The sequence below is a fragment of the Aquisalimonas asiatica genome (assembly GCF_900110585.1).
In the GTDB taxonomy this organism is placed as follows: Bacteria; Pseudomonadota; Gammaproteobacteria; order Nitrococcales; family Aquisalimonadaceae; genus Aquisalimonas; species Aquisalimonas asiatica.
Window position 1 is genome coordinate 373,563 of sequence record NZ_FOEG01000001.1, and the last position, 17,469, is coordinate 391,031.

Genomic DNA, 17,469 nt, shown 5'->3' on the forward strand with positions numbered 1-17,469 from the left:
TACGGATTGTTCTGTGACTTCAACCAAGGAGAGCATCATGGCTCGAGGCGATCAGCGTAGCCGCCGCGGCAAGATCTGGCGTGGAACCAATGGCAAGACCCGGCCGAAAGCGTCCAAGATCCGTCGTCAGCGGCGCCTGGAAGCAGGCAAGTAAGGCGCCCGCCTATGCTGATTGGTCGCGAGTGACGGTAGTCCGTCGTCAGTCGCGGTCAATCAGAAGCAGGCGGGGTGCCTGCTCCGGCGTCCCCGGCGGACGAACCTCCCTGAACGTGAACGGCGCACCCAGCGCATTCGCCCACTCTTCAACGGCACTCGCCTCCAGCCGTCCCCCGGCGTGGCCCACATAGGCCAGGATGGTCATCCTGCCGCCCGGCGCCAGCAGTGTCGTGGCCTGACGCAGCGCCGGAATGGTCGTGGCGGCACTGGTGACGCGGCTGCGGTCGCCGCCGGGTAGATAGCCAAGGTTGAACGTGATGGCGGCAACGCGCCCCTGGTTCTCGTGTCCGACGCAATCCAGCAGGCTGGCGTGATCGCCGCGGATCAACCGCACGCGTGCAACCAGCCCTCCCTGCTCCAGGCGCCGTCGTGTGTTCGCCAGGGCGTCGTCCTGGATGTCGAGGGCGTAGACCTGTCCGCGGTCGCCGACGCCCCCGGCCAGGAAGACGGTGTCGTGGCCGTTGCCCGCGGTGGCGTCGACGGCGACGGCGCCTTCGTGGAGTAACGGTTCCAGCAGCTCATGGACCAGGGCCGTCAGTGGGCGTCGTTTCATCGGGTTCGGAGTCCGGGGTGGTGGGCCACGTCCACGTGGCCCGGCAGAGGCACGCCGTCCACGAGCCGCTCTGTGAGTCGTCGGGCGAGCCAGGGGGCATACAGCGTGCCGCGGGAGCCGAGTCCGTTGAGAATGCCGATCCCGGGGGTGACCGGGTGGAACCCGGCAAACGGGTTGCCGGTGCGGGAGCCAGGGCGAATACCGGTGCGGGCATCGACCACGCGGGCCGCCGTGTGGCCATCCGTGAGGGCGGGCAGGGCGCCCAGCAGCGCCTGTCGTGCCTCCGCGGTGGGCATGCCGGCACTCGGCGCGTGGTCGTAGGTGGACCCGATGCGATAACGCCCGTTGGCGATCGGGACCATCGACCTGGGGCCCGTGACAATGGCCGTCGGCCACGTGTCTGGCTGCTCAGGTTCCACGTCCACGGTCTCGCCCCTGGAGATCCGCCACGGCAGGGATTGCCACCAGGGATTGGCGAAAGCGCCAGCGCCGTCACAGAAGATGACGGCACCGGCTCGCAGAGTCTGCCATGCGAGTGTGCCGTCGGGCGGCTGCGTGACATGGGCCGGGTCGAGCTGCGCCTGGATCAGGGCGTCCCGTTCCGTGAACCAGTCACGCAGGCCGGAGAGCAGCGCCTCCATGTCCACCTGGCCGCCACCATCAATCCGGGTTGCGCCCATGGGCGCGTGAATGCCCCGGGGCAGATCGCGATACTGGACGGGGCCGATCAACGCGTCCCCGGGGCGCTCATCACGGCGCCGTTCGATGTCCGCCAGTTCCGCCGGCCGCTGCACGGCCCGCCAGATCGGCTGGGGATGGAAGACCCTGGTGCCAAGAGCCGTTTCGATGCCGCGATAGGTCCGGTGACATTCCGCGAGCAGAGTGTCCAGATCCTCCGGGGCCTTGTAGCGCCGGCCCGTATACGGGCTGAGGATGCCGGCAGCCGCCCGGCTGGCGGTGCCGTGCGGCTCACCCTGATCCACGACACAGACAGCCAGCCCGCGGGCGATCAGGTGGTAGGCCAGCAGTGAGCCGGCGATCCCCTGACCGACAACAAGAACATCCAGGTGGCGTGGCATCCGGCGCCGTCCGCGAGGTTGCTGAGGGACAATGATGGGCCTTCGCGGGGAAGGTCAGCGCAATGATACCGGATCGGGGAGGGGAGAACGAAGGGTGCCGGCGCGGAACCGGCACCCTCGTCGGTATCAGCCCTGCAGTTTGAGGCCGATGCGTGCGAGACGTGCACCCAGCGCCCGGCAGATGGCCGATTCTTCGCTGTCGATGGCGCGATCGTTATTGCCGCCCGCGACGTGGCCCGGGCCGTAGGGGGAACCGCCGCCCTGGGTCACGAACAGCTCCTGGGTGGAGTAGGGCACGCCGACGGGAATCATGCCCAGGTGCATGAGGGGGCCGAGGCTGGAGGTAATGGTTGCCTCCTGGCCGCCGTGGAGGCTGGCCGTGGAGACGAAGATACCGGCCGGCTTGTCCTCGAAGACACCTTCCATCCACAGGGCGCTGACCTGATCGATCCGGTTCTTGAGCTGGGCTGCCATGTTGCCGAAGCGCGTGGGGGTGCCGAATGCGATGGCGCCGGCTTCACGGAAGTCCTCATCGGTGACCAGGGGGATGTCCTTCTGTTTCTCGCGACCGGCCTTCATGCCGTCGTTGCCCTGGATGATCTCGTCGGGCATCAGTTCCGGAACCGTGCGGATCACGGCTTCGGCACCGGGGACGCTTTCAACGCCCTCGGCCACAAGACGAGCCATGTCAAGAACGTTGCCGAACGTGCTGTAGTAGAGAACCAGTACTTTCATGGTGATCACACCTCTGTGGTTTAGTCCGAAAACGGACAAAATAGTCGCAAAAAAACCGCTCCCGCGGTGTCTTACCTGAAGACTTCACGCAGTGTGCGCAGAGCCTCGATCGTTGACTGCATCTGGTCGTCCGAAAGCTGGTCCAGTTTTCTCCGCAAGTGCTCCCGATGCTTCGGGAATGCGGACTGGAACAGCGCATCCCCTTCGGTCGTCAGGACGGCGATGGTGCTACGCCGATCCTCCAGCGACGGCTGCCGCTGGACCAGTCCCTGCGCCTCCAGCCGATCCACCACGCTGGTGAGCGTGGTCTTGTAGATGAGCGTGCGTTCGCCGAGCTCCTTGAACGTCATGCCCTCGGTATTACCCAGGGTCGCAATGACGTCGAACTGGGCCGGTGTCAGGCCCAGCGACTTGATATGCGGGAGGGAGTACCCCTCGAACGCCTGGTACGCCTCCACCAGCTCGCGCAGGAGTTGCATGTAGAGCGGTTTGTCGGTGGCTGCGTCGTGCTTCATGGTCGGCCTCTCTATCCTGGGAACAATGATAGTCCAATTTCGGACTAATGCAACAGGGGCGCGTCAACGCTACGCTGGAGCTGTTCAACGGAGGCCGTGGCCATGCACCTGCTCGACCAGTTGGCGGAACAACGTATCGCCGAGGCCCGTGACCGCGGCGAGCTCAGCGACCTGCCCGGTGAGGGCGCGCGCCAGGTGCTCGACGATGACTCGCTGGTGCCGGAACACCTGCGGGCCGCCTACCGCGTGCTGAGAAATGCCGGGTATCTGCCGCCGGAGGTTCAGACCCTGCGCGATATCGAACGGGTGGAGGATCTGATCGCCCAGCTCCCGCTCGACGACGAGCCGGGGCGGGAACGGGCGCAACGCCGGTTGCAGCTGCTGCGCATGAAACTGCAGGAGGGGCGGCGGAGCAGCGCGATCTGGACGGAGAGCACCTATCACCAGCGACTGCTGGAGCGCATGGACGACGCCGGGTCGCGCTGACGGGCCGGCACACGGCCGGCCCGTCAGGCCGTGATGGCGCCTGTCAGAGGTCCTTGGCCACCAGGCCGAAGAACGTGCCCGCGAACAGGGCGAACCCGGTCCAGACGATGATGTGACCCATGGCCATGGTGCCGTGGACAACCTCCTCGGTACCCGAGAGCAGCAGCCACAGCCCGCCGGTGGCCGCCAGTGTGTAGACCAGGCAGGCCATCAGGAAGACCAGTACCCGGCCAAGTTGTTTCATCCAGTAGGCGCCCACGGCCTGGCTGCTGTCCCTGCGCACCTTGCGCCGGAGATTGGCCAGCAGGTAGACGGCGGTGCCGGTGGCGCCGATCAGGAACGTCGCGGCGATGCCCGCCATGTCGCCGGCTTCGGCCATCGCGCGCCACGCATCACCGAAATCGAGCATCAGTATGGCGCCCACGAGCAGGCCGATCCATACGGCGGTGAAATGGCCGAAGAAGGCCATGAGACCGGAGCCGGTGCCCGCCGGGCCACCGGCATTGCGTGCCGCGGCGATGCCCTCCAGCGGCCGTAACCGGTCGAAGTGCCAGCGGCGAAGCCGTATCCCGAGGTCCGGATCGTCCAGGCGGTCACGGAGCGGAGCGAAGACCGGGTCCTCCATGAGCAGTTTGACGTCCATGGTGGCGCCACGGCTCATGGCGTTCTCGATCTGCTCGCGCCAGTAACCGGCGACGGCCTCGACGATCACCGGGTCTGCCCCGTCGTCCAGCCCTTCTGCGGCCCAGTGGAGCAATGCCACCGGCGTACTGGTCTGATTGCGGAGGCAGTTCCACACCTCCAGCAGCAGCGGGCTGCGGAGAGGGCCGGGCAGCTCGCCGGGGATGCTTGCCAGGGCGTCGGACCAGTGTTCCGGCGTATCCGCATAGTGAGCCGCAACCTCGGCGACGGCATCCAGCCCCTGCAGCCACAGGCGCGACTGTCTGCGGACCGCCTCGCAGGCGTGTGTGAGCCAGGTCGCCTCAGGGCGGGGCAGAAGCGGGGTCAGCAGGCCCGCGAGCGCGTCGAGCCGTTCGTCCAGGCTGGCAACTGCTTCCCGCGCCCGGTGACGCCGCCGCCAGGCGTCCGGCGCCAGTAGCTCGGGCAACAGCAGGAGGTCGCGTTGTATGGCGTCCAGCTCCGGCTCGGGGTGCTCCTGGCGCTCCGCCGGAGGCCCGAGATACCGCAGCAGGCCGACCAGCGTACCAGTGGGTGCGCCGACGGTGGCACCGGACGGCCCCAGTATCGAGATCAGCGTGCGAATGGCGTCGCCGGGAATGCCGGGCTGCTCCGCGAGCGCCTTGAGACTCTGCAGCACAGGTGCGCGGTGCCCGTCCGCGGAATCCAGGCCGGGCGTGACCGTATCGTCGTTTTCCGAGGCCAGTGCCTGGCACCACTCGGCGAGCGGGTAGCTGTGGCCGTCCGGCGTGGAGTAAGTCCGGTTCTGCACCACGTTGTACAGCCGCCGGAAGAATGCGGGGGCCGGCTGCCGGGCGGTCAGGCGGAGCAGGAACCGGGCCGGGTCCCAACCGCGTGCGTTGTGGATGAGGGTGCGGAAGCGGTGTTCCAGGACGTCTGCTAGTTCGCCGCCACCGCCGCTGTCGGGCCGCACCAGCTGTTCCTGCAGGGAGAGATCCTTGATGTTGTGCAGCGTGCGGGCATCCAGCAGCGTCTCCGGGCCGATGCCTTCCCATTCCGTGACGCGCAGCACCCACGGGACACTGAGCCCGCTACCACTGGCGGTCACGCCGGGGAACGCCGCAACCCGTTCCGGGCTGAGCGGCACGGCGATGTCCAGGTCCACGATCAGAAACAGCGCGAGTGCGCGGTCCCGCGAGGGCTGCCTTCCCCAGCTGACCGGCGACTCCAGCATGGCCGCCAGCTTCTGCAGCAGCGCCTGGCCGCAGCTCTCCACCGGCGATGCGCCGATGTGGCCGGCACGCTCCTGCCAGGCGCGCTCGATCTCGGCGGCGTAGCGGCTGAGACCGGCGTAATCCCGCGGTTCCACGGTCAGTAGCGGGGTGCTGTTCGGGAAGTGGCGGCGGCACCAGGTGGCGAACCGCAGCCGGCACCAGCGCCGGTCTGCCTCCGAGACGGAGTTCGGCCAGGCCGAGCTGAGCTCCTGCAGGGCGTCGGGGTGTGCCCCGGCGACCCGGTAGAGCTCATCCAGAGCAATGAGGCGACGAGCGCCGTCGCCGACCGGGTCTTCCCCCGGGGGCGCCACCACAAGCCGGTCGAGTGCGTTGCGCCAGGCGCCGGTACACCCTGGTACCTGTGTTGGAATGCCGTAGGCACGAATGGCGAACAGGAGCTCGGTCCAGCGCCGCCAGACCATCCGCCCGGCGCCGGGGGTTGGCAGATCGTGCAGCAGTTGCTCGGCGGCTTCGGGCAGCCCCTCCACGTCCTTGGTGGCGAGCAGCCGGGCGACGGCGTTCAACAGCACGGCTGCATCGGCGGGATCATCAGGCAGGCCTTCGGCCACCTGCTCCGGCGTCAGCGGTGACGGTCCCCGCCAGTCGGCTGGCTGCGACGCCCAGTTGCTGACCTGGGCGAGCAGGAGTCTGCGGGTGCTACGCTGCCCGTTCAGCGCGTGGACGCCGTCGAAGTCGACCCGGCGTTTGTGGGCATAGGTGTACAGCGAGCGGTTGGCCGCGTCTTCCATGAGGGCGCGGCGCCCCAGCGCGACCGCAGCGGGCTGGTAGACGCCGGGATCGGACGCCCGGAACAGGAACAGCAGTCGCTCCAGCTCACGGGAATGGAGCTCCGACACTGATTCCAGAGCCTGCAGTTCGTCAAGCAGAGAGAGGCGCACCACATCGCCGTGTTGATCTGGGACTATCATTGTTTTCCTTGTCGTCTGCTGGATCTGTCGTTTCCACCCGACATGACCCTATCAACTGTCAACCCGGCGTCCCACGAAGTCGCTCACAAGTCGGGTGATTTCTCCTGGTTGTTCCAGAGGCAGCATATGTCCGGCAGGTGCGACCACAGCCAGGCGGGCATCGGGGATGCGGTCTTCCAGGAACTGCGCGTATTTCAGCGGGGTAAGGTGATCAATATCACCGCTGATGACCAGCGCGGGTACCGTGATCTCCCCAAGCGTGTCGGTGATGTCGAATCGATCGCACGCGCTGTAGTCCCGCAGCATGACTTCGGGGGGCACGTCGCGGCGGCGGGCGGCTTCCGCGTCGATCAGCGCCTGCGGCGCGACCGGCGAGAAACTCAACTGGCACTGGCGTTCCACCGCGGCATGCGGATCGCTCCGGTAGAGGGCGAACGTCTCCTCCGGCACGCGAAGCCGGCAGCCCGTGCACGCGAGAATCAACGAGTCCAGCCAGCGGGGTTCATCCAGGGCGATCTGCAACGCGATGGCGCCACCCATGGAGTGCCCCAGGAGGACGACGCGACGAAGCTCCAGCTCGGCGACGAAAGTCTCCACCACCTCCGCATAGGCGCTGACGGAGTCTCTGGCGTCACCCCCGGAGAGGCCATGACCCGGCAGATCGAGCACATGGGTGTTGCACGAGGGGAGCTCGCCCAGTCCGCGGGGCCACAGGGTGTGGTCGCCACCAGCGCCATGAATGCAGACCAGATCCAGTGGGGCATCCTCGTCATGCAGTGTGTAGTGAAGGGGCGCGCCGGCGATGGTGACGTAGGGCATGGTGATTAACCTTCTCAGAAGGGCTGGCTTCAAGTGGCCGTCCAGTCGACCGCTCACGGATCGGAGTGCGTGTCACCCGTGGCCGTGGGCGCTCCGGAAACGCTCCCAGAGCGCGTCCAGTACGTTGGCGGCGCGGTCGGGCAGCCGGAAATCCACCGCGTCCGAGATCTCCGTCCTGGATGGATTGATCTCCACGGTTGTCGCGCCGTGCTCCCGGGCCGAGAGCACGGGTTCGACGATGTAGGGGAAGACACTGGTGGTGCCGATACTCATGACCACGTCGAAACCGCCGGTGGTCTCGTCCGCCAGGTGGTCCAGCGCCTGGAAAGGCAGCATCTCGCCAAACAGGACCACGTCCGGGCGGATCAACTCTCCACACCGCAGACACGCCGGCGGGATCTGCAGCCGGGAAAAGTCGTCGACCCGTTTGACGCGATCACAACCGGTGCAGCGAAGGGTGTGGACGTTGCCGTGCATTTCGATCACGTTGCGACTGCCCGCGTCGCGGTGAAACCCGTCGACGTTCTGGGTCAGCACACAGGCATGGGGCAGGGTGTCTTCAAAGGCCGCCAGCACGTCGTGTCCGCGGTTGCAGCTGGCCCCGCGCGTGGCCTCTTCGATGCGCGCGATGTGTTTCCAGGTGAGTTCGGGGCGCCGGCGGAACATGTCGCCGGAGAGGGCCACTTCAAAGGGGATGCCTTCCTCGGTGACACCATCATCGTAGATGCCGCCGACACCGCGATAGGTCGGCAGCCCTGAATCGGCAGACAGGCCGGCGCCGGTGATGAACAGGACGCGGTTCGCGGTCGCCAGGCGCTCCGCGATGGTGTCAAGGTGCTCAAAGGCGTCGCCGCCGTTGGATGCCGCCATTGCCGAACCTCATGTGGTCTGCCTGCATTGGTTTAGCATAGACGGCCGACGCCGGTACAGGCCACGTTGTGGCGGGCTCAGTCGGGAAACAGGGATTGTTGTGGCGTCTCGGGGACAGGTGGGCGGAAACGGCGGGTGTTCAGGGCCACCTGGCTGCGCCGCACCAGGTCATGCCGCCGGAGGGCGTGGCGAAAGCGCTGCTCCAGCATGTCGGCCCAAGGGCCGGCGCCGCGCATGCGGTGGCCGAAGCAGGCGTCGTAGGCCCGCCCGCCGTGCGCCTGCCGCAGCAGGCTCATCACGTGTTCCGCCTGCCCCGGTGCGTGTTCCTCCAGCCAGTGCTGGAACAGGGGGGACACCTCCCGGGGGAGCCGGAGGAGGACGTAACCCGCCTCCTGTGCACCGGCCTCCGCCGCCGCGGCAACCAGCGCTTCCAGTTCGTGATCGGTGAGTACCGGAATGACCGGTGCGATCAGGGCGCCGGTGGGGATACCGCGTTCACGCAGCGCGCGGATGACGCGGAGGCGCGTGGCGGGCGAGGCCGCGCGGGGCTCCAGTGCGCGTTTCAGGCCGGCATCCAGCGATGTCAGGCTGACCATGACCGAGACAAGGCCGTCCGCCGCCAGTGATTCCAGCAGGTCCAGGTCCCGCAGAATGCCGCCCCCCTTGGTGATGAGACTCACCGGATGCCGGCATGCGTCCAGCACCTCCAGCAGGGAGCGGGTGACGCGCCAGTGCCGCTCGACCGGCTGATACGGGTCCGTACTGGTGCCGAGCACGATCGGCTGACAGCGATACCCGGGCCGTGCCAGTTCGGCCCGAAGCCGCTCGGCGGCGTTGGTCTTGACGGTGAGGCGCGTCTCGAAGTCCAGGCCCGGCGAGAGATCGATGTAGGCATGGTTCGGCCGGGCGAAGCAGTAGATGCAGCCGTGTTCACAGCCGCGGTAGGGGTTGATGGACTGCTGGAACGGCACATCCGGCGAGCGGTTGCGGGTGATGACCGAGCGGGCAGTTTCGATGGTGCAGGTGGTACCGGGGGCACTGTCCTCGGCGGCGTCCAGCACGGGCCAGCCGTCGTCGATGGTGTGACGCGTACGGTGGGCGAAACGGTTGGTGATGCACTGGTCGGTGCCGCGACCCTTGAGCATGCTGACCTCCGCATAATGGAACGCCTGGGCGGGCGTCCATTATGCGGAAGATAGCTGTATATATAAACAGTATTCAGCGATTCTGTGCGTGCGCCGCGATGATGCGCGCCACACAGGTGGTGAGGTTCCGCGCCGTCGGGACGTGCAGGAACTCGTCCGGCCCGTGTGCGTTCGACTGCGGGCCGAGCACGCCGGTGATCACGAACTGGGCCTGGGGAAAGGCATCGCTCAACAGGGCCATGAGCGGAATGGTGCCGCCTTCACCCATGTACATCACCGGGGCGCCAAAGGTGTCCTCCGACGCCGCCTCCATGGTGTCTGCCAGCCAGTCGCTGAGCGGCGGCGCGTGCCAGCCGCTGGATGCCTGCTCGGGCGTAAACGTCACCTTCGCATTGTTCGGCGGATTGCTCTCCAGCAGCGCCTTCAGACGCTGCGTGGCGTCCTCGCCCGCAACCGTTGGAGGCAGTCGCAGAGCCAGTTTCATGGCGGTGTAGGGGCGGAGGACGTTACCGGCGTCCGCGATGGGGGGCAGCCCGTCCGCCCCGGTGATCTCCAGGGCAGGGCGCCAGCTCCGGTTGAGCACGAGCTCGGCAAGGTTCTCTTCCTCGGGAAGCACGCCGTCGGCGAAGGGGAACCGGTCGCGGAGAGTGGCGCCGATAACCATCGCCGCTTCCCGGGCCTGAACGCGCCGCTCGTCCGGGATGGTGGCGTTGAAATGACCGGGGACGATACGCCCGTCCACGGAATCCTCCAGGCGTTCCAGCAGGTGACGGGCCACGCGGAACGAGGAGGGCACCACGCCCCCGGCGTCCCCCGAGTGCACGCCCTGGGTGAGCGTCTCCACGGTGAGCGTGCCCGCGGCCATGCCGCGCAGCGACGTGGTGCACCACATCTGCTCGTAGTTGCCGCAACCGGAGTCCAGGCACAGGACCAGGTCAGGTTGCCCGATCCGGTCCCGCAGGTGCTCAATGTAGTGGGGCAGATCATAGCTGCCACTCTCTTCGCAGGTCTCGATCAGCACGATGCAGCGCGCGTGTGGTGCCCCCTGTTCGTGCACCGCGCGTATGGCGGCGACGGATGCATAGACCGCGTACCCGTCGTCGGCGCTGCCGCGGCCGTAGAGGCGGTCGTTGGTGTAGACGGGGGTCCAGGGGCCGTAGCCGTCGCTCCAGCCGGTCACTTCCGGCTGCTTGTCCAGGTGACCGTAGAGCAGCACGGTGCCGTCGGCCGTGCCCGGCACGTCGATCAGCAGCAGCGGCGTGCGACCGGGGAGGCGGATGACCTCGACGGTGGCACTGGCGGGGGCGGTGTCACGGCACCATCGTTCGGCGTGGGCAACGGCCGCGTCCAGGTGTCCGTTGCTCGCCCAGTCCGGGTCAAAGTCCGGGGATTTGGCAGGGATGCGGATGAACGCCTTCAGCTCGTCCACGATGCTGTCCTGCCACTGGGCGTCGACAAAGTCTTTCAGTGCCGTGTAGTCCACCTGAGGTCTCCCTTGACCGTTTCCGTGATGGCGATGTGGTGATCGCAGTGGTATGCCTCAACGTTGATTCTAATCCTCCGGGGCCACTGTCACACGCCCACATGCGTGTTGGGCGAGGCGTTCACCCCCGGACCGGATAGCGCGCGTGAGCGAAGATCCATTGCTCGTGGTAGGACGGCACCACCACGGGGCCGTCGGCGACGGATGCGAAATGGCGGTCCAGGGCGTCGCGGATCTCCGCACGAAGCCGTGGCTGGTGCTCGCTGCAGCACTGCATGGTCAGCATGCCTTCGGGCTGCAGGCTGGCGGCGATGCGGCCGATGATCTCTTCGATGAACTCCAGGCGGGACTGGTTCTCCCGCACCGGCTCCATGGTCAGGTCGTAGACGATGCCGTCATACGCATTGGCGTCGTCGAGCCAGGCGAACGCGTCACCAACGATGACGCGGGCATTGGGGGCGTTGAACGCGTCTTCGCAGAGCCCGGGGAGATAGCACTGGGCGAGTTCCAGCACCTTGTCGTCGATGTCCACCAGGGTCGCCTCATGGACCCCGCCATGTACCGCCGCCTTGAGAACCCCGCCATCGCCTCCGCCGAGGATGAGCACACGTCCGGTCAGGCCTGCTCGCAGAAGCGGCTCGACCATGGCGCGGTTGTAGGCGTGATCCGATTCGGCGATCTGCAGGTCGTCGTCGAGGTAGAGCACGTGGCCGTAGTCGGGGTCGTGGGCGACCACGATATGCTGATAATCGGAGTGGATGTCTTCGACAATCCGCTGGCCGCGCGTGATGTACTCGGGCGGTACGGGGCGCTGGTTGGGCAACGTGGCCATCCTCCTGTCCGTTGCAGGGCCTGCCGACGGGTATGGATCCCGGATCAGGGCGGCGAGTATATCAAACGCCGGCACCGAGTTGCCCGCCGTGCAGGGCAAGGTGCCGGAAACGGTCGGGCAGCAGTTCCGGTGCATGGGTGACCACGACGACGGCGCGCTGCTCCGGGAGGTCTGCCAGGCGCTCCATCACGGCGAGCGCCGTGTCACGATCAAGCCCGCGAACGGGCTCATCCAGCAGCAGCACGGGGGCGGGCTGCAGCAGCGTTCTTGCCAGCGTGAGCCGCCGCGCCTCGCCACCGGAGAGTTGCCGGCCCGATTCGCCAAGCCAGGTATCCAGCCCCTCGGGCAGGGCGGCCACGGTGTCGTCCAGGGAGGCGAGCCACAGCGCATGCCACAGAGACTGCCGGGACGCATCCGGCGCGGCCATGCGCAGATTGTCTTCCACGGTGCCGTTGAACAGGATGGTGCGCTGGGGCATCCATGCGGCGCGTTGCCCGATGGCCTCTGGCGACAGCGTGGCAACCGGATCGCCGCCGACCCGGACCGCGCCACTCTCCGGTGACAGCGCCCCGGTGATCAGCTGCAGCAGGGAGCTCTTGCCGGTTCCGCTGCGGCCGGTAATCGCGACCCGGTCACCGGGGTACACGGTCAACCCAACACCATCCAGAATCATCGGTGCGCCGGCGTGATGGCGGTATCGGACGCCTTCGAGCACCACCGTGCCGTCACCCGGCCGCTGGGCCTCCGGCGGTGGGGCCGTGGTCTCGGGTGCTGCGCCGACCACGCGGCGGGCGGCGGCGCGAACACGGGCGAGTGCCTGTGTTGCCATGGGCAACGGCGTCACCAGCTCCGCGAGTGCCAGGGTGCCGAGCAACACCAGCCCGAATCCCGGGCCGCTCAGGGCGCCTGTCTGCACGAGCGGGATCGTCAGAACCGCCGCCACCCAGACGCTGATGAATGTTGCCAGGCTGCCGCCGGCCTGCGTCAGCCCGGCCAGCCGGGCCAGTGTGCGGTTGGTGCGTTCGTGCTCGCGGGACAGGGCATCCTGGTGCTGCAGTGCGCTGGATTCATGGCCGTAGATCCGCAGCTCGGCGGCGCCGCGCAGGGCCAGCACAAGGTGGTCGCGCAGTTGCCCCGAGAGGGCGACCACCTGCTCTCCGGGGCGTCGGGTCAGCCACAGCCCCAGGAGGGCCGCGGCCGCCGCGGTGGCGCCGATGATCACCGTAACGGCGAGGGCCGCCGGCGGCGCGAACAGCGCCAGCACCACTGCGGCGATGACGAGCCCGAAGGCGGCCACGGCAACCGGCGCCAGCAGCCGCAGATAGAACTGATCCAGCCGATCCACGTCGGCCGTCAGCCGCGCCAGGGTGTCACCGCCCCGCAGCGCCCCCAGGCGGCGCAGGTCGAGTTGCATCAGCCGCTGGAACATCCACACGCGGAGATCCGCGAGCAGGCGCATCACGGCCTCGTGGGTCACAAGGCGTTCCCCGTAACGGCTCACCGCCCGACCAACTGCGAAGAAACGGATCCCGGCCCCCGGCCGGTAGATGTCCAGCATGACGGTATTGCCCGCCGCCATGGCAATGCCCGCCAGCCCCGTGGCGGTGATGAACCAGCCCGACAGCGCCAGCAGCCCGAAACCGGCCAGTGTCGCCATGAGCATGAGTCCCCCCCCGGCCAGCAGCCAGGGCCATCGGGGCGCATGCACGCGCAGCAGTGGACGAAACTCATCCATTGGCATTACTCCCGCCCCGATCCAGGGTGACGACCCGGTGGGCCCATGGGTAGTCCTCCGGCTGGTGGGTCGCGATCAGGATGGTGGCGCCCCGTTCCGATTCGCCTTTCAGTGCGGCGGTGATGATCTCCGCCGTGTCCGGGTCCAGGCTCGCCGTGGGCTCGTCCACAAGCAGGACCGGCGCCCTGCGCACCAGCGCTCTCGCCAGCGCCACACGCTGACCCTCGCCGCCGGAAATGCCGCTGCCGTGCTCGCCGACGCGGGTTTCAAGGCCGTCGGGCAGGTGTTTCAGCACCGCCTCCAGGCCGGCCCGGGAGAGCGCATCGCGAACCCGAGGTTCGTCCCCCGCGTGCGCCGCATCCAGCAGGAGGTTGTCCTGCAGCGTCCCGGGGAACAGGTGCGGTACCTGGGCCAGCCACCCGAGCCGGCCCTGCCAGGCGGGGAGGTCCAGCGCCTCCAGCGGGGTTCCATCGATCAGCAGCGCACCCTCGTCAATGCCGCGGAACCCGGCGAGGGCGTGCAGGAGCGTGGATTTGCCGACACCCGAGGGGCCGGTGAGTATCACCGTCTCCCCGGGCTGGATCGCAAGTTCCGCAAGCGCAAGCATGCGCTCGCCGTGGTCACCCCGTACGGTGACGTGGTCGAGAACGATCTGCGGCGGCGTTGCGGGGGGCTGAATGGTGCCGGCTGCGGGCATGGGGGAGCGGATTTCCGTCAGCTCCCGGAGTTCGGCGGCAGCACCGAGCGCGGCGGCACGGTCATGATAGTGCTGGGCGAGCTGGCGCAGCGGCTGGAAGAATTCCGGGGCCAGCAGCAGGACGAACAGCCCGCTGAACAGTGTCAGCTCGGGGGCCGGGCCGAAGGAGAGGTAGCCGAGCAGCCCCATGCCCACATACACGGCGACCATTGCGATGGCCACGGAGCTGAAGAACTCCAGGACCGCCGACGAGAGGAAAGCGACCCGCAGCACCGCCATGGTGCGTCGGCGGTAATCATCGCCAACCCGGGCAAGCTCTTCGGCCTCCACTTCGGCCCGCCCCATGTGGCGGAGCAGATCGAGCCCCCGGAGACGGTCGAGGAAATGGCCGCCCAGCCGAGCCAGGGCCTGGTGCTGGCTGCGGCTGACCGCGTCGGCACCCATGCCGACAATGGCCATGAAGGCGGGGATCAGTGGTGCTGCCAGTAACAGCAGGATGCCTGCCAGCCAGTCGAGCGCGAATACCGTGGCCAGCAGCGCTGCCGGTACGGCGAGGGTGATGACCAGTTGCGGCTGATAACGGGAGACGTAGGGGCCGAGTGCGTTGATCTGGTCGATGGCCGCGGAGGCGACACCACCGGCGGGGTGGCGGGCGAGCCCGGACGGGCCGAGCCGGAACAGGTGGCTGACCACTTCATGGCGCGTGCGCTCGTGGATCCGGCAGGCGGCGTCCGCCGCCGCCCACTCCTGAATGGCGGTGCAGCCCGCCCTGGCGGAAAAGGTGAGCAACAGCGCTGCGAGCAGCCAGGCCACATCGCCAAGCCCGGCACCGAAGGCGGTGACCTGGTAAACCAGCCAGGCGATCAGTCCGGCCTGGGGAATGACCAGCCAGCCCCCGAGGGTGCCGGCCACGATGCTCACCCGGCGAGGGGTTCCCGCAAGAGCCGCTCGCGCGGCCAGCCACTGTTTGTCCGCCTTCGCTGCGTCTCGTCTGTCCGCGGGCGTGGCCGTCACGCTGTCCTCATGGTGTTAGTGATAGCCCACCGAATCCTTGGTGACCTTGCCGCGGAACACCCAGTACGTCCACGTGGTGTAGCCAAGAATGATCGGCAGCGTGAACAGCACGCCCAGCAGCAGGAACAGCTGGGATTCCGGCGCCGACGCCGCCTCCCAGAGCGTGATGTCCGGCTGGATCACGTTCGGCCACAGGCTGATGGCCAGCCCGGTGTAGCTGAGGATGTACAGCCCCAGCGCACAGAAGAACGGCAGGAAGTCGTTGCGCTGGTGCAGCGCGCGATAGAACAGCAGGGCGATACCGGCCGTGACGATCGGAACCGGCGCGAAATAGAACAGATTGGGCAGCGAGAACCAGCGCTCCGCGATGGCTTCGTGCATCAGCGGTGTCCACACGCTGACCACCGCCACCACGAGCAGCGTGATCAGCAGCAGCCGGTCCGCGATGCTGTAGGCCCACTCGCGCACGTCACCGAGCGTCTTCATGATGATCCAGGCGCAGCCGATAAGCGCGTACCCCGCCACCAGACCGAAGCCCGTCATGATGCTGAACGGCGTCAGCCAGTCGAACATGCCGCCGACATAGGTGCCGTCCTGGACCTCGAACCCCTGGATGAACGCCCCCAGGATGATTCCCTGGGTGAATGCTGCCAGTGTCGAGCCCACCGTGAAGGAGATGTCCCACAGCCATTTGGACTGCTTCGCCTTGAAACGGAACTCGAATGCAACACCGCGGAAGATCAGCGCTACCAGCATGAACAGCACCGGCAGGTACAGCGCGGGCAGCAGAACGGAATAGACCATGGGGAAGGCGCCGAGCAGGCCGGCGCCGCCCAGCACGAGCCAGGTCTCGTTGCCGTCCCATACCGGGGCCACGGTGTTCATCATCGTGTCGCGGGCCTCTTCGCCCGGGGCGAAGGGGAAGAGAATCCCCACCCCCAGGTCGAAGCCGTCCATGAGAACGTACATGAACACGCCGATGGCAATGATGAGTGCCCAGATCAGAGTCAGGTCAATGGTTTCCATGGCATCTACTCCGGCGTATCCAGGGCTTCATCCGCGGCCGACATGGGCCGGGCCGGACGTCGACGGTACTCCGCGTGCACATCCCGCGTGGTCGCCTCCTCCTTGTCGGGGCCGGCCTGGACGAGCTTGAGGATGTAGTAGGCGCCTGCGGCGAAGACCACGGCGTAGACCGTAATGTAGACCAGTAGCGAGGTCAGGGCCGCGCCGCCGGTGAGCGCCGGAGTCAGGCCATCCTCCACCCGCATCATGCCGTGCACCACCCATGGGAAGCGGCCCGTTTCCGTGGTGAGCCACCCGGCCAGCACGGCGATGAAACTCATGGGCATCATGGCGACACAGACCCGGTGGAACCAGCGCGCGTCATACAGCCGTCCGCGCCAGCGCAGGAACAGGCTGGCCGCCACCACTGCAACCATCAGGAAGCCGATGGCCACCATGACCCGGAACGACCAGAACACCACGCCCACCACCGGCCGATCCTCGGGCTCCCAGTCCAGTAGCCCGGGCACTTCACCGGCCGGGTCGTGCTTGAGAATGACGCTCGCAAGGCTGGGAATGCCCACCTCGAAGTGATTGGTTTCCTGCTCGGCATCGGGGATTGCGAACAGCAGGAGCGGCACGTTGCCCCGGGTCTCCCAGTTCCCCTCCATGGCCGCCACCTTCTCCGGCTGGTGCTCCAGGGTGTTGAGGCCGTGCAGGTCACCCATGATCACCTGTGCGGGGGCAAGCACCACCAGCAGCCAGAGGGTCATGGAGAACATGATCTTTGCAGACTCGGTCGCCTTGTTCTTCAGCAGATACCAGGCGCTGACCCCCACCACGAAGAAGCCGGTGGTGAGAAAGGCGGCGAGGACCATGTGTGCGAACCGGACGTGGAACGACGGGTTGAAGATCGCCTCGATCCAGCTGGTGACGTGGAACACGCCATCAATCATCTCCACGCCGGCCGGCGTCTGCATCCAGCTGTTGGCGGAGAGAATCCAGAACGAGGAGATGAAGGTGCCGATGGCGACCATGCAGGCGGCAAACAGATGGGCGCCCTGGGGCACCTTGCTGCGCCCGAACAGCAGTACGCCGAGGAAGGTCGCTTCCAGGAAGAACGCCGTGACCACTTCGTAGCTCAGCACCGGTCCCATGAAGTTGGCGGACGCGTAGGCGAACGCACTCCAGTTGGTGCCGAACTGGAACGACATCACGATCCCGGAGACCACGCCCATGCCGAACGACACGGCGAAGATCTTGATCCAGAACTTCGACAGCCGGAGATAGACGGGGTTGTTGGTCTTGAAGTACAGCCCTTCGAGCACCGCGATATAGGAAGCGAGGCCGATGGTGAAAGCGGGGAAGATGATGTGCCAGGACACCACGAAGGCGAACTGAATGCGAGATAACAGCAGCGGATCAAGATCCATGACTGGCTCC

16 protein-coding genes are annotated in these 17,469 nt (G+C 67.2%); 2 read left to right on the forward strand and 14 right to left on the reverse strand.

The genetic code is table 11. The features are described from left to right. Positions 1-37 precede the first annotated feature (37 nt). A complete protein-coding gene (locus tag BMZ02_RS01805; RefSeq protein WP_091639420.1) occupies positions 38-154 on the forward strand; it encodes a 30S ribosomal protein THX in 117 nt (38 codons plus the stop codon). 45 nt (positions 155-199) lie between these two features. Here the strand turns inward: BMZ02_RS01805 and mnmM are convergent, their stop codons facing one another. The 4 genes from mnmM to BMZ02_RS01825 form a co-directional block, all read right to left on the reverse strand. Next, positions 200-769: a tRNA 5-(aminomethyl)-2-thiouridylate-methyltransferase MnmM gene (gene mnmM, locus BMZ02_RS01810; RefSeq protein ID WP_091639421.1), complete on the reverse strand. Its 570-nt coding sequence runs from the start codon at positions 767-769 to the stop codon at positions 200-202. Continuing rightward, positions 766-1,848, reverse strand: a complete 1,083-nt coding sequence (locus BMZ02_RS01815; RefSeq protein WP_091639422.1) for an NAD(P)/FAD-dependent oxidoreductase — start codon at positions 1,846-1,848, stop codon at positions 766-768. Before BMZ02_RS01815 ends, mnmM begins: the two co-directional genes overlap by 4 nt. Before the next feature lie 126 nt (positions 1,849-1,974). Continuing rightward, positions 1,975-2,583: an NAD(P)H:quinone oxidoreductase gene (gene wrbA / locus BMZ02_RS01820; RefSeq protein WP_091639424.1), complete on the reverse strand. Its 609-nt coding sequence runs from the start codon at positions 2,581-2,583 to the stop codon at positions 1,975-1,977. Between the two features lie 71 nt (positions 2,584-2,654). After that, complete coding sequence (locus tag BMZ02_RS01825) at positions 2,655-3,098, reverse strand: MarR family winged helix-turn-helix transcriptional regulator (RefSeq protein WP_091639425.1); 444 nt, start codon at positions 3,096-3,098, stop codon at positions 2,655-2,657. A gap of 102 nt (positions 3,099-3,200) precedes the next feature. Between BMZ02_RS01825 and BMZ02_RS01830 the strand changes: the two genes are divergently transcribed. Beyond that, positions 3,201-3,584, forward strand: coding sequence for a DnaJ family domain-containing protein (locus tag BMZ02_RS01830; RefSeq protein ID WP_091639426.1), 384 nt, complete (start codon positions 3,201-3,203; stop codon positions 3,582-3,584). A gap of 43 nt (positions 3,585-3,627) precedes the next feature. Here the strand turns inward: BMZ02_RS01830 and BMZ02_RS01835 are convergent, their stop codons facing one another. From BMZ02_RS01835 to BMZ02_RS01880, 10 genes are all read right to left on the reverse strand, one after another. Further along, positions 3,628-6,426 (reverse strand): hypothetical protein, encoded by a 2,799-nt coding sequence (locus BMZ02_RS01835; RefSeq protein WP_139209115.1) that lies wholly within the window; start codon positions 6,424-6,426, stop codon positions 3,628-3,630. A 51-nt stretch (positions 6,427-6,477) separates the two neighbouring features. Continuing rightward, positions 6,478-7,245, reverse strand: coding sequence for an alpha/beta fold hydrolase (locus tag BMZ02_RS01840; protein WP_091639429.1), 768 nt, complete (start codon positions 7,243-7,245; stop codon positions 6,478-6,480). A 72-nt stretch (positions 7,246-7,317) separates the two neighbouring features. After that, complete coding sequence (locus BMZ02_RS01845) at positions 7,318-8,115, reverse strand: NAD-dependent protein deacylase (protein ID WP_091639431.1); 798 nt, start codon at positions 8,113-8,115, stop codon at positions 7,318-7,320. A 77-nt stretch (positions 8,116-8,192) separates the two neighbouring features. Next, positions 8,193-9,260 carry a PA0069 family radical SAM protein gene (locus tag BMZ02_RS01850; protein WP_091639433.1) on the reverse strand — a complete coding sequence of 356 codons (1,068 nt, stop codon included), beginning with the start codon at positions 9,258-9,260 and terminating at the stop codon, positions 8,193-8,195. 73 nt (positions 9,261-9,333) lie between these two features. Then, on the reverse strand, positions 9,334-10,743 hold the full coding sequence (locus tag BMZ02_RS01855; protein WP_091639435.1) for a M20 family metallopeptidase: 1,410 nt from the start codon (positions 10,741-10,743) through the stop codon (positions 9,334-9,336). A 121-nt stretch (positions 10,744-10,864) separates the two neighbouring features. After that, complete coding sequence (locus tag BMZ02_RS01860; protein WP_091639437.1) at positions 10,865-11,575, reverse strand: spermine/spermidine synthase domain-containing protein; 711 nt, start codon at positions 11,573-11,575, stop codon at positions 10,865-10,867. A 61-nt stretch (positions 11,576-11,636) separates the two neighbouring features. Further along, positions 11,637-13,310: a thiol reductant ABC exporter subunit CydC gene (gene cydC / locus BMZ02_RS01865; protein WP_171909766.1), complete on the reverse strand. Its 1,674-nt coding sequence runs from the start codon at positions 13,308-13,310 to the stop codon at positions 11,637-11,639. Next, positions 13,303-14,928 carry a thiol reductant ABC exporter subunit CydD gene (gene cydD, locus BMZ02_RS01870; RefSeq protein WP_171909767.1) on the reverse strand — a complete coding sequence of 542 codons (1,626 nt, stop codon included), beginning with the start codon at positions 14,926-14,928 and terminating at the stop codon, positions 13,303-13,305. The genes cydC and cydD overlap by 8 nt, the downstream gene beginning before the upstream one ends. A 108-nt stretch (positions 14,929-15,036) precedes the next feature. After that, the gene (cydB, locus tag BMZ02_RS01875; RefSeq protein ID WP_091639443.1) at positions 15,037-16,047 is read right to left on the reverse strand and encodes a cytochrome d ubiquinol oxidase subunit II; all 1,011 of its coding nucleotides are present in this window, start codon (positions 16,045-16,047) and stop codon (positions 15,037-15,039) included. 5 nt (positions 16,048-16,052) lie between these two features. After that, positions 16,053-17,459, reverse strand: coding sequence for a cytochrome ubiquinol oxidase subunit I (locus BMZ02_RS01880; protein ID WP_091639444.1), 1,407 nt, complete (start codon positions 17,457-17,459; stop codon positions 16,053-16,055). Between the last annotated feature and the right edge of the window lie 10 nt (positions 17,460-17,469).